We start from the raw sequence: 12,243 nt of genomic DNA on the forward strand, positions 1-12,243 counted from the left end.
GCCCAAGGATGGGTTTACAGCGCCCCCGTCTAGGGTTGTGCTGACCGGTATTTTACAACGCCCGCTCATCGCGGGCGTTGCCGTTTTTGGGACAGTGGTTCACGAAGTTGGATAGCGTACCAGCCCCTCTTGCGCCGTCGATGCCACCAAACGCCCATCGCGGCGATAGATATGACCGCGGGCCAAGCCCCGCGCGCCGCCTGTCCAGGGGGAGTCGATGGCGTAGAGCAGCCACTCATCCAGCCGCGTATCTTCATGCAGCCACAGGGCATGATCCAGACTGGCGATGCGCAGTTTCGGATCGGTGTACTTGATGCCGTGAGGAATCAGGCCGGTGGTGAGCAGATTGAAATCCGAGGCATACGAGAGCAGGTGACGATGCAGCGCCGGGTCGTCCGGCAGCGGCCCGCCAGCAAAACGGAACCAAAGACATTGGCCCGCCGGTGAGGCGCTGTCTGGATTGTCCTTCAAGTGTAAAAATTCGATCGGGTGGCCGGGGAAGCGCGCGTGCTTGGCATCGCCACTCTCGATGAGTGCTTCCGGTGTAGGCACCTGGGGCATGGCTCGCTGATGGTGGAGGCTCTCTTCAGCACTCTGGAAAGAAGCGCTGCAGAAGAAGATCGGTCGACCTTTTTGAATGGCCGTCACACGACGGGTGGTAAAGCTGCCGCCGTCGCGGATGGTATCGACCTGATACACCACCGGGCGGTGGGGGTCGCCGGGCCGCAAAAAATAGCCATGCTGGGAGTGTGGGCGGCGCTCGTCCGGCACCGTGCGCGCCGCTGCGGCGAGCGCTTGGCCCAATACTTGGCCCCCATACAGTTGAGGAAAGCCCAGATCCTGGCTCTGGCCGCGAAATAGCGTCTCCTCTAGGGTTTCAAGCTCTAACAAGTCAACCAGTGACTTCAGCGCATCGTTCATTCTCTGTATCCTTGCTGCTGTCTGTGATCCCACCGATGATTGCAAGCGCACCCAGTGCGGCCATCACGCTATTAAAACGATCGTTTTGCTACCTTAGCGGAGTTTGCCTTGATACGCAGCGATGAATTTTACATGCACCGCGCCATGGACCAAGCGCACCTGGCATTTGCCGCCGGGGAAGTACCGGTGGGCGCGGTGGTGGTGGATGCCCATGGGGAGATCATTGGCGCTGGCCATAATGCACCGCTGGCGAGCTGCGACCCTAGCGGCCACGCTGAGGTGCGCGCGCTGCGTGAGGCGGGCCAGCAGCTGGGCAACTACCGCCTGGAGGGCTGCACGCTGTTCGTGACCCTAGAGCCCTGCATGATGTGTGCAGGCGCCATGGTGCATGCGCGTATCGCCCGGCTGGTATACGGCGCGCCTGAGCCGCGCACCGGCATGGTGGAGTCGAAGGCCAACCTGCTGGCGCAGCCCTGGTTCAATCATCGTATCGTGGTGACGGGCGGCGTGTTGGCCGCGCCCGCCAAGCGGCTGCTCAAGCAGTTCTTCGCCGAGAAACGCTAGCCGGGCTATGGCCCGATGGGTGGCACGATATCGAACAGCAGCAGCGGCTCTTCGCTAGCAGGGGCCTGCTCTAGCTGAAAGAATTGCTGTCGGCTGCGCTCCACGTACTCGATCATCTCGTAGTAGCGACGGATGTTGCGCACGTAGATCACCGGCTCGCCGCCCCGCGCATAGCCGTGGCGGGTTTGGCTATGCCACTCCCGCTCTTGCAGCAGCGGCAGCGCTGCGCGAACGTCCTGCCAGCGATCGGGATCGCCGCCACGCATCTCGGCAATCTTACGGGCATCGTAAAGGTGGCCAAGCCCCACGTTATACGCCGCCATGGCCATATAGAGTCGATCGTCTCCCGTAATGCTGTCGGGCAGACGATCTTTGATGCTGCGCAGGTAGCGCGCGCCGCCGTCGATGCTTTGTGCAGCATCGGTACGGTCGGCCACGCCCATCTCGCTGGCGGTGGGATTGGTCAGCATCATGAGGCCACGTACTCCGGTGGGGGAGACGGCGGTTGGGTCCCAGTGCGACTCTTGATAACCCACGGCAGCCAGCAGTTTCCAATCGAACCCCGTGTCCCGGGCAGCCTGTTTGAAGAGCTCGGTGTAGCTCGGTAAGCGCTCATCGAGATGGGCAAGAAACGTCCGTGTGCCGACGTATTCGAGGTAGTCATCGTGACCAAAATAGCGGCTCACGAGCCCGTCGAGCGTGCCGTTTTCCTGCAGCTCTTGCAGGAACTGGTTGGCGGCGTCGAGCAGCCCTAGCCCCCGGCCGCTGGGTACGGCCCACGCCAACGAGAGCGGCTCGCCTAAAAAGAAACCACGCTCGACGTTAGGGAAAAACAGCCGGTTCAAACGAAACTGGTGATCGAAAATGATCGCGGCATCCAGGGTGCCGCGCTCGACGCGGGCCAGTAGTTCGGCCACTTCGAGCTCGTGGGACTCCTTCCAGCTCAGGTTGGGGTAGTCGCGCTGCAGCGAGCGTAGCGCTTGGCTGGTGCCCGCTTCGCTCAGCGTGCCTAGCTCCAAGCCAACGAGGTCGGCGGGTTCGTCGATACCGTTGAGCCCACGTCGGTACACCACCAAGGGCTGCATGTGAATGATCGAGCGGGTGTAGTGGATGCCTGGGGAGTCCGCCAGCAAGGGCAGGGCGGCGGCGCCCAGGTCGCCCTGTTCGCGCACGGCGGGTAGCACGCTCTCCGGATGGTGGCTCGCGTTCAGGTTGAGACTGACCCCCAGGTAGTCCGCAAAGCGGTGCATCAGCTCGTACTCGAAACCGGTAGGGCCCTGACGGCCTTCATAATAGGTGGTGGGGGTGTTGCGAGTGTGGATCGTGATGAACTCTTTGGCTTGGATCTGCGCGAGATGTTCACCGCTCGTCATGGATGCACTGCGCGGCACTAAAAATAGTAAAAGCGTCGCGATCATCGCGAAATACGCCCGGTAATAGGCAAGAAAGTGTTGGGTAATCGATGTCGGCATGGGGGCTTGTCAACATGGAACAGTCTGCCACGATACCCAGCCTGTTAGACGCTGTCACCTTGTTGATTTCGTGTGAACGCCGCTTTCCAGTATCATAGCGGGATTGCCGCACAGCGGCCCGGTGATTTCCTGCTCGAACTCTTCCTGCTTTAGAGGCTCCCAGATATGCTCGAACTGCGAGGCGCACCCGCCCTTTCCGCCTTCCGCCATGAACGGCTGTTAACGGTGTTGCGTGACCGTGTTCCAGAGGTGGAGGCACTGTCTGCCCACTACGTCCACTTCATCGACCACCACGACGAGCTCGATCAGGCTGCTCAGGAGCGGTTGGCGGAACTGCTGGCGTACGGCAGTCGCGAGCGCCAGGCAACCCCCGATGACGCACAGCGTTTTTTGGTCGTGCCGCGTCTGGGTACCCAGTCACCGTGGTCCTCTAAAGCAACCGACATCGCCCATAACTGCGGGCTAAGCCAGATAAGCCGCATCGAGCGCGGCATCGATTACCGTATAGGCCTGCGCGGCACCCCCAGTGCCGAACAGCTCGAAACGATCAGCGCGCTGCTGCATGATCGGATGACCGAAAACGTGCTGGCCGACGCGGCCGATGCCAGCAAGCTGTTCGCTCACCACGCGCCGGCGCCGCTGGGCAGCGTCGACATTTTGGAAGGCGGCCGCGAGGCACTGGTGGTCGCCAACCGTGAGCTGGGACTGGCGTTGGCAGACGATGAGGTCGATTATCTGGTAGCCGCCTTCATCGAGCTTGGCCGCAACCCCAGCGACGTAGAACTGATGATGTTCGCCCAGGCGAACTCGGAGCACTGCCGTCACAAGATCTTCAACGCGGATTGGATCATCGACGGAGAAGCTCAGAGCCATTCGTTGTTCAAGATGATCAAGAACACGTTCGCCACGTCGCCGGACAACGTGCTCTCCGCCTACAGCGATAACGCGGCGGTGATCAAAGGCAGCCATGGCGGTCGCTTTTTCCCCACGCCGCTTACCGGGGCCGAGGGAGAGCGCGCCCGCTACGACGCCCACCAAGAGCCCATCCACATTCTTATGAAGGTGGAGACCCACAACCACCCCACGGCCATTGCCCCCTTCCCCGGTGCGGCCACCGGCTCTGGCGGTGAGATTCGTGATGAAGGCGCGACCGGTATCGGCGGTAAGCCAAAAGCAGGCCTGGCGGGCTTTACCGTCTCCAACCTGCGTATCCCCGAGTTCGTGCAACCCTGGGAGGCCTTCGATTACGGCAAACCCGAGCGTATGCAGTCGGCGCTCACTATCATGCTGGACGGCCCGATTGGCGGTGCGGCCTTCAATAACGAGTTCGGCCGACCCAATTTGGCCGGCTACTTCCGTACCTATGAGCAGGATGCCCTCAGTGCCGAAGGCATCGAGCGTCGCGGTTACCACAAGCCGATCATGATTGCCGGTGGCTACGGCAACATTCGTGCCCAGCACGTCCAGAAGGGCGAGATTCCGGTGGGCGGCAAGCTGATCGTGATGGGCGGCCCGGCGATGTTGATCGGTCTGGGCGGCGGTGCGGCGTCCAGTATGGCGTCCGGTGAGTCCAGCGCGGATCTGGACTTTGCCTCTGTGCAGCGGGAAAACCCGGAAATCGAGCGTCGTGCCCAAGAGGTCATCGACCGCTGCTGGGCGCTGGGCGAGAAAAACCCCATTCGCTTTATTCATGACGTGGGCGCGGGCGGGCTGTCCAATGCCCTGCCGGAGCTGGTCAAGGACGGTAACCGTGGCGGCCTGTTCGACCTGCGCGCGGTGCCCAACGCCGAGCCGGGTATGAGCCCGCTAGAGATCTGGTGCAACGAAGCCCAGGAGCGCTACGTGCTGGCGGTTGCTCCAGAGGATCTCGATACCTTCGACGCGCTGTGCAAGCGCGAGCGTTGCCCCTACGCGGTGGTGGGTGAAGCCCAGGCGGAGCACCATCTGGAAGTGCGTGACGGCCACTTCGAGACCAAACCCGTCGATCTGCCCATGAGCGTGCTGTTTGGCAAGCCGCCAAAAATGACCCGTTCGTTCGAGCGCCAAACGCCGGAGCTGTCGGGCGTGATGCTGGATAACCTGGACCTGCGCGAAGCGATGGACCGGGTACTACGCCTGCCTACGGTGGCTTCGAAAAGCTTCCTGATCACCATCGGCGACCGTTCCATCACTGGTCAAGTCGCCCGCGATCAGATGGTCGGCCCCTGGCAGGTGCCGGTGGCCGATGTGGCGGTGACCACCGCGAGCTTCGATACCCACGCCGGTGAAGCCATGGCCATGGGCGAGCGCCCGCCGGTGGCGCTGATTAACCCTGCCGCCAGTGCGCGTTTAGCGGTGGCGGAAGCCATTACTAACCTCGCCGCTGCGCCAATTGCCAAACTCTCGGATATCAAGCTTTCCGCCAACTGGATGAGTGCCGCCGATCACCCCGGTGAAAACCAGGCGCTGTACGACGCGGTTCATGCCGTTGGCATGGAGCTGTGCCCCGCGCTCGGGATCGCCGTGCCGGTGGGCAAGGACTCCATGTCCATGCGCACCGCGTGGCAAGAGGGCGGCGACGCCGAAGAGAAAAGCATTACCTCGCCGCTGTCGCTGGTCGTGACCGGGTTTGCACCGGTGACCGACGCGCTAGCGACGCTGACGCCGCAGATCAATCTGGAGCAGGACGAGTCCGACCTGATTCTGATCGACCTGGGGAACGGCCAGAACCGCCTCGGCGGCTCGGCGCTGGCGCAGGTGTACGGGCAGGTGGGTGACGAGTGCCCCGATGTGGACGACCCGGAAGATCTGAAAGCATTTTTCGAAGTGATCCAGGGCCTGAACCGCGACGGCAAGCTGCTGGCTTATCACGACCGCAGCGACGGTGGCCTTCTGGTGACGCTGCTGGAGATGGCCTTTGCCGCGCACGCCGGGCTCGAGATCAAGCTCGACTGGCTGATCGATGAGCCGGTGGAAGCCTTCAGCGCGCTGTTCTCCGAAGAGCTGGGCGCGGTGATTCAGGTCAATCGCCAGCACACCGAAGAGGTGCTGACCCAGTTCGCCATGGCGGGTATCGAAACCTGCGGGGTGATTGCCCGCCCGCGCTACGACGACCAAGTGCGGGTGACGCTGTTCGAAGAGCCGCTGTTGGAGACTACGCGTCAGCTAACCCAGCGTACCTGGGCCGAAACCAGCTACCGCATGCAGGCGCTGCGGGATAACCCCGAGTGCGCGAAAAACGAGTTTGATAACCTGCTCGACGTGCGCGATCCAGGGCTTAGCGCCGAACCGACCTTCGATATCAACGACGATATCAGCGCGCCGTATATCAACACCACCAAGCCCGCCGTGGCCGTGCTTCGCGAGCAGGGCGTCAACGGTCAGGTCGAGATGGCCTGGGCCTTCCACAAAGCGGGTTTTAACGCGGTGGATGTGCACATGAGCGACATCCTCGAAGGTCGTGTCTCGCTGGAGGAGTTCAAAGGCTTAGTGGCCTGTGGCGGTTTCTCCTACGGCGATGTACTCGGCGCAGGCGGCGGCTGGGCGAAATCGGTGCTGTTCAACGAGCGCGCCCGCGAGCAGTTCGAGGCCTTCTTCACTCGGGACGACAGTTTCTCACTGGGCGTGTGCAACGGCTGCCAGATGCTTTCGCAGCTCAAGACGCTGATTCCTGGGGCTGAAAGCTGGCCCGATTTCGTGCGTAACGAGTCTGAGCAGTTCGAGGCGCGCGTATCGATGGTACGGGTAGAAAAGAGCCCCTCGATTTTGCTGGCGGGCATGGAAGGCTCCAAGCTGCCGATTGCCGTGGCACACGGAGAAGGCCGCGCCGAGTTCCGCGATACGGCGCACCTGCGCAGCATGCAGTCGAGCAGCCAAATTGCCCTGCGCTATATCGATAACTACGGCCAAGTCACTACGCGCTACCCGGCCAACCCCAACGGCTCGCCGTCGGGTATCACGGGCCTGACCACCCCAGATGGCCGTGTGACCATCATGATGCCGCACCCCGAGCGAGTGACTCGTGCGGTCACCAACTCCTGGCGTCCGGCGGAGTGGACCGACGATGGTGCGTGGCTGCGCCTGTTCCGCAATGCGCGGGTGTGGCTAGGCTAACGTCATGTGACCAACCCGACAGGTGATGGATGACACATTCTGAAAAGGCGGCCTCCGGGCCGCCTTTCTTGGCTAACGCGGCAGCGCCTTCGCTGCGCCCCTATCAAAAAGAGGCGGTGAAGCGGGTGGTCGCCCACTTTCGCGCTACCAGCGCCCCCGCCGTGGTGGTACTACCCACGGGTAGCGGCAAGTCACTGGTCATCGCCGAGCTGGCAAGGCTCGCCCGTGGGCGGGTACTGGTGTTGGCTCATGTGCGCGAGCTCGTGGAGCAGAACCACGGGAAATATCAGGCCTACGGACTGAAAGCGGATATCTTCAGTGCCGGGTTAAAGCGCAAAGAGGCAAACCGCCAAGTGGTGTTTGGCTCGGTGCAGTCGGTGGTGCGCAACCTGGGGCAGTTCAACGACGCCAGCTTCACGCTACTGGTGATCGACGAGTGCCACCGTGTGTCGCTGGAGGAGGACTCCAGCTATCGGCAGGTGATTGAACATCTTCAGAGCCAAAACCCACAGCTGAAGATTTTAGGGCTAACCGCGACGCCGTTTCGCCTAGGCCAAGGATTTATCTACCATCGCCATCACCACGGCATGGTGCGCGGTTCGGAAGAGAGCTTTTTTGCCGACTGTGTGTTCGAGCAGCCGCTGCGGCTGATGGTCAAGCAGGGCTTTTTGGCCGCGCCCAAGCGGCTGGACATGGCCATTGAGGGGTACGACTTCTCGGCGCTTGCGCCCTCGACCAGCGGCCTGTTTCGGGAGGAGGAGCTCAACCGCGTGGTGGCGGGCCACCGCGCCACGCCGGGCATCATTGCCCAGGTGGTGGCGTACGCCGCCGACCGTCAGGGGGTGATGATTTTCGCCGCCACGGTCGCCCATGCCGAAGAGATCATGGGCTATCTGCCCGCCGATCAGGCCGCGCTGATTACCGGCGCCACGGCCTCGACCGAGCGCACCTCGCTGATCGAGGCCTTCAAGGCGCGCCAGTTGAAGTATTTGGTCAACGTGGCGGTACTGACCACCGGCTTCGATGCTCCCCACGTCGATCTGATTGCGATATTGCGGCCCACCGAGTCGGTCAGCCTGTATCAGCAGATCGTGGGTCGCGGGTTGCGCCTCTCGCCAGGCAAAGAGGAGTGCCTGATTCTCGACTATGCGGGCAACCCGTGGGATCTCTACGCCCCGGAAGTAGGCGAACCCAAGCCGGATGGCGACAGCGAACCGGTGCAGGTGCCCTGCCCGGAGTGTGGTCACGCGAACCTGTTTTGGGGAAAGCGCGACGGCGAGCTGGTGATCGAGCACTTTGGTCGCCGCTGTCAGGGGCTGATGGAGGATGACGCAGGTCGGCGCTGCCAGTGTACGTTCCGCTTTCGCTTCAAGGTCTGCGATACGTGCGGCGCCGAGAACGATATCGCTGCCCGCCGCTGCCATGGCTGCGAGAAGCTGCTGGTGGATGCCGATGACAAGCTTAAGGATGCGCTGAAGCTAAAAGATGCCAAAGTACTGCGCGTCAGCGGCATGCAGTTGGAAGCGACCACCAATGGCCGTGGCCTGCCGCGCCTGAAAGCCACCTACCACGATGAAGATGGCGACAGCCTGAGTGAATGGTTTGCCTTGGAAACTCCGGCCCAGCGCCGCGCGTTTTATGCCGTTTTTTTACGTGCCCACCTACGGGCGCCGGGCGGCCAATGGCAACCGACGACGCCTGATGAGGTCGTCAACGAGCAGCGCCGATTGCGCCACCCGGATTTCGTGGTGGGGCGAAAGGTGGGTCGTCACTTTCAAATCCGCGACAAGCTGTTCGACTATCAAGGGCGCTATCGTAAAGCCGCCGATGCGGGCTAGATGCCGTGCTAACAGCGCGCTGTTACACTGTCTTTTTTCAACTCATCAATCAAGGATTCGACCCGCGTGAGCGAGACGCCCAGCGCAGCGCCAGAGCAAGACCAAGACGTGGCGGAAGCTACTGCCGAGCCGGTGGTGGAGGCGCTTGGGCGCCTGTTTGATGAGCCCATTACGCAGTTGCCGGAGGATCTCTATATTCCTCCTGAGGCGCTGCGGGTCTTTCTGGAAGCCTTTGAAGGGCCGCTGGACCTGCTGCTCTATTTAATCCGGCGCCAGAACCTGGATATTCTGACCATCAACGTGGCGACCATCACCCATCAGTACATCGAGTACGTGGAGTTGATGAAAGCCATGGAGATCGAGCTGGCGGGAGAGTACCTGCTGATGGCAGCCATGCTGGCGGAGATCAAATCCCGGACGCTGCTACCGCGCCCGCCTAAAGCGGAGGGCGAGGAAGAGGAGGACCCCCGTGCCGAGTTGATTCGCCGCTTACAGGAGTACGAGCGTCTAAAAGAGGCCGCCGAAGCACTGGATACCCTGCCACGCGTCGGCCGAGACTGGTTCAGCGTGCAGGCGGGGTTGCCGCCGCTGGAAACGCGGGTAATCCATCCCGATGTCGAGCTGGACGAGCTGCTAGAGGCGCTGTCCGATATTCTCAAACACGCCGAGCTGGCTCAGGCCCACCAGATCAGCCGGGAAGTGCTCTCCACCCGCGAGCGAATGCTGAAAATCATGGAACAGCTCAGCCAGGATGGAGAGAGCGGCCGTTATACGCCTTTCGAGGCGCTATTTACTTTAGATGAGGGGCGGGCCGGGGTGGTCGTCACCTTCATGGCGCTTCTGGAGCTCGCCAAAGAGGCCATGATCGAGATCGTTCAAAACGCACCGCTGTCGCCCATTCACGTGCGCGCCCGCCAAGCGGCGCTGGCCGATGAGGAAGAGGGTGCATTCGAGCGTTTGGAAGAGGAGCAGGGCGATGCCGCCTCGACATTCGAAGAGTCTGCGTTTGAACCTGACGAGGAGTCGCGGTGAGAGACACCACGTTAGATGACATCATTGAAGCGGCGCTGCTAGCGGCGGGGGAGCCGCTGCCGGTCGAGCGCCTGGAAACGCTCTTTTTAGAAGAGGAGTGCCCCACCCGAAAAGCGCTGAGGGAAGCGCTGTCGCGGCTGGCGCTGCGCCACGAGAATGGCGCGCTGGAACTGGTCGAGACTGCCTCGGGCTTTCAGCTACGTATTCGTCCACGCTTGGCTCACTGGGTCTCGCGGCTGTGGGACGAGCGGCCCCAGCGCTATTCGCGAGCGTTGCTGGAAACCCTTGCGCTGATCGCTTACCGCCAGCCGGTGACTCGTGGCGATATCGAAGACGTGCGGGGCGTGAGCGTCAGCAGCTCGATCATTCGTACATTGATGGAGCGCGGCTGGATACGTGTGGTAGGCCACCGGGACGTGCCGGGTCGCCCCGCAGTCTATGCCACCACGCGCAGTTTTCTGGATGACTTCGGTTTGAAAACCCTGGATGCGCTGCCGCCCATGCATACGCTGGTCAACGGCGACGATCACGAAGAGCGCGCCGTCGAAGAGGCGTCGGGTGAACAAAACCCGCCCCCACCACTGGACGAAACGACGGAAAGCGTGCAGGATGCGCCACCCCAGCAAGATGAGAACACGTCGGCAGCGAGTGCCGATCACCACGCCGAGACGGCGTTAACCCAGCCGCTTAGTTTTGCCGATTTAGAGGCACGGCTAGCGGCACGTGCAAAGCGTCAACACGAAGACGCTAGCACGCAGACCAACGATGTGAGGTCAGACGACCATGAGTCAGAGTAACAACACCACGCCCCCCACCAGCGAAAAGCTGCAGAAAGTCCTCGCCCGTGCGGGCCTTGGCTCCCGCCGTGAAATGGAAACCGCCATTGCCGACGGCCGGGTGAAGGTGAATAGCCAGGTCGCCAAACTGGGTGACCGGGTGGAGGCCCGGGACAAGGTCAGTTTCGATGATCGCCCTGTGACGCTGCGCCCGGAAGAGGACGTGCCGCGCCGGGTGATCATGTACAACAAACCGGAAGGTGAGCTGTGCACTCGTAAAGACCCGGAAGGCCGCCGCACGGTCTTTGAGCGCCTACCGCGCCTGAAAGGCGAGCGCTGGATTGCGATTGGCCGCTTGGACATCAACACCAGCGGCTTGTTGCTGTTCACCACCGACGGTGAATTGGCCAACCGCTTGATGCACCCGTCTACTCAGGTGGAGCGTGAGTACGCCGTGCGGGTCATGGGCGACGTCAAGCGTGAGCATATCGTCGCCATGGTCGACGGCGTCATGCTGGAAGATGGCCCGGCGCGCTTCACCGACGTGCAGGAGTTCGGTGGGGAAGGCATCAATACTTGGTTCCACGTGGTGATCTTGGAAGGGCGTAATCGCGAGGTGCGCCGTTTGTGGGAGTCCCAGGGACTCACCGTTAGCCGCTTGAAGCGCGTTCGCTACGGCAACATCTTCCTCGACAAGCGGGCGAAAGCCGGTGAGTGGGTCGAACTCTCTCAAGACGAGGTGGACGACTTGGCGACGCTTGCCAACTTGGAAACCCGTAAAGTGCCTGAGCTGACGCCAGATGAGAAGAATCGCTGGAGCCGCGACAAGCACAAGCGCCGTCCGGTGCAGGCGATGCGTAAGCCAAAGCCCAAGCGCGGCTAAGTAAGTGACCTCTGCGGCGTTGGCGCTTACAACGCCGCAGGGAGCGGATTATAGACGAAAGATAAAAAAGGGCTTGCTATTCAAAAGCCATATCCGTACTATATGCATCCGTTCGGACGGGTCGTTAGCTCAGTTGGTAGAGCAGTTGACTTTTAATCAATTGGTCGTAGGTTCGAATCCTACACGACCCACCATACGAACCAAACAATTGCATCAAACCGTCTTCGATTTAATGCGTTGTTTTTAATGCCAGTCGATGCGTCCTTCATGGATACTGGCGATAGTCCTGACGCAGCAAATTTGGGTCGTTAGCTCAGTTGGTAGAGCAGTTGACTTTTAATCAATTGGTCGTAGGTTCGAATCCTACACGACCCACCAAATTCCGACGCCCTTGGTAGCTTGCTGCCAGGGGCGTTTTGCTATGTGCATCGTGGTGCATGGCGAAGTGACGTTGTGCTTGCAGCAACGAAGGGTTGTCCACCACAATGTCATAACAACGAATGTCATAACAACGACGTTATTGTCCTGACTCTCAGCAGTCAGGTTGGCAGCGTGCCACCGCGAGAGACGCAGCGGCCGCTGCCCTGAGTGCGGCGCATGCGGAGTGCATACGCCGTGACTGGTGTTTAACAGGGGGATTCCCTGTTCGTCACAGTGGTAGACAC

General features: G+C 61.4%; 8 protein-coding genes and 2 tRNA genes. 8 read left to right on the forward strand and 2 right to left on the reverse strand.

Annotation, left to right across the window (positions count from 1 at the left end):
- Positions 1-99 precede the first annotated feature (99 nt).
- Positions 100-921, reverse strand: a complete 822-nt coding sequence (locus FHJ80_RS07215; RefSeq protein ID WP_139526347.1) for an acyl-CoA thioesterase II — start codon at positions 919-921, stop codon at positions 100-102.
- 111 nt (positions 922-1,032) lie between these two features.
- On the opposite strand from FHJ80_RS07215, the gene tadA reads away from it, so the two are divergent.
- A complete protein-coding gene (gene tadA, locus FHJ80_RS07220; protein WP_218013975.1) occupies positions 1,033-1,485 on the forward strand; it encodes a tRNA adenosine(34) deaminase TadA in 453 nt (150 codons plus the stop codon).
- 5 nt (positions 1,486-1,490) lie between these two features.
- Here the strand turns inward: tadA and mltF are convergent, their stop codons facing one another.
- On the reverse strand, positions 1,491-2,957 hold the full coding sequence (gene mltF, locus FHJ80_RS07225) for a membrane-bound lytic murein transglycosylase MltF (RefSeq protein ID WP_139526349.1): 1,467 nt from the start codon (positions 2,955-2,957) through the stop codon (positions 1,491-1,493).
- A 165-nt stretch (positions 2,958-3,122) separates the two neighbouring features.
- On the opposite strand from mltF, the gene purL reads away from it, so the two are divergent.
- From purL to FHJ80_RS07260, 7 genes are all read left to right on the forward strand, one after another.
- On the forward strand, positions 3,123-7,049 hold the full coding sequence (gene purL, locus FHJ80_RS07230; RefSeq protein WP_139526350.1) for a phosphoribosylformylglycinamidine synthase: 3,927 nt from the start codon (positions 3,123-3,125) through the stop codon (positions 7,047-7,049).
- Between the two features lie 29 nt (positions 7,050-7,078).
- Positions 7,079-8,887, forward strand: coding sequence for a DEAD/DEAH box helicase (locus FHJ80_RS07235; protein ID WP_139526351.1), 1,809 nt, complete (start codon positions 7,079-7,081; stop codon positions 8,885-8,887).
- 66 nt (positions 8,888-8,953) lie between these two features.
- Entirely contained in the window at positions 8,954-9,919 is a 966-nt protein-coding gene (locus tag FHJ80_RS07240) for a ScpA family protein (protein ID WP_139526352.1), read from the forward strand.
- Complete coding sequence (scpB, locus tag FHJ80_RS07245) at positions 9,916-10,716, forward strand: SMC-Scp complex subunit ScpB (RefSeq protein WP_139526353.1); 801 nt, start codon at positions 9,916-9,918, stop codon at positions 10,714-10,716. Before FHJ80_RS07240 ends, scpB begins: the two co-directional genes overlap by 4 nt.
- Positions 10,703-11,578 (forward strand): 23S rRNA pseudouridine(2605) synthase RluB, encoded by an 876-nt coding sequence (rluB, locus tag FHJ80_RS07250; RefSeq protein ID WP_139526354.1) that lies wholly within the window; start codon positions 10,703-10,705, stop codon positions 11,576-11,578. Before scpB ends, rluB begins: the two co-directional genes overlap by 14 nt.
- A gap of 118 nt (positions 11,579-11,696) precedes the next feature.
- Positions 11,697-11,772, forward strand: a tRNA-Lys gene (locus FHJ80_RS07255).
- 108 nt (positions 11,773-11,880) lie between these two features.
- Positions 11,881-11,956, forward strand: a tRNA-Lys gene (locus tag FHJ80_RS07260).
- Positions 11,957-12,243: the final 287 nt, after the last annotated feature.

This window comes from Halomonas sp. BL6, from assembly GCF_006228115.1.
In the GTDB taxonomy this organism is placed as follows: Bacteria; Pseudomonadota; Gammaproteobacteria; order Pseudomonadales; family Halomonadaceae; genus Vreelandella; species Vreelandella piezotolerans.

Excerpts from the sequence above, each read along its gene's own strand:
- mltF (WP_139526349.1), bottom strand. The coding sequence starts at position 2,957 with ATGCCGACATCGATTACCCAACACTTTCTTGCCTATTACCGGGCGTAT.
- rluB (WP_139526354.1), top strand. The coding sequence starts at position 10,703 with ATGAGTCAGAGTAACAACACCACGCCCCCCACCAGCGAAAAGCTGCAG.
- FHJ80_RS07235 (WP_139526351.1), top strand. The coding sequence starts at position 7,079 with ATGACACATTCTGAAAAGGCGGCCTCCGGGCCGCCTTTCTTGGCTAAC.
- purL (WP_139526350.1), top strand. The coding sequence starts at position 3,123 with ATGCTCGAACTGCGAGGCGCACCCGCCCTTTCCGCCTTCCGCCATGAA.
- FHJ80_RS07215 (WP_139526347.1), bottom strand. The coding sequence starts at position 921 with ATGAACGATGCGCTGAAGTCACTGGTTGACTTGTTAGAGCTTGAAACC.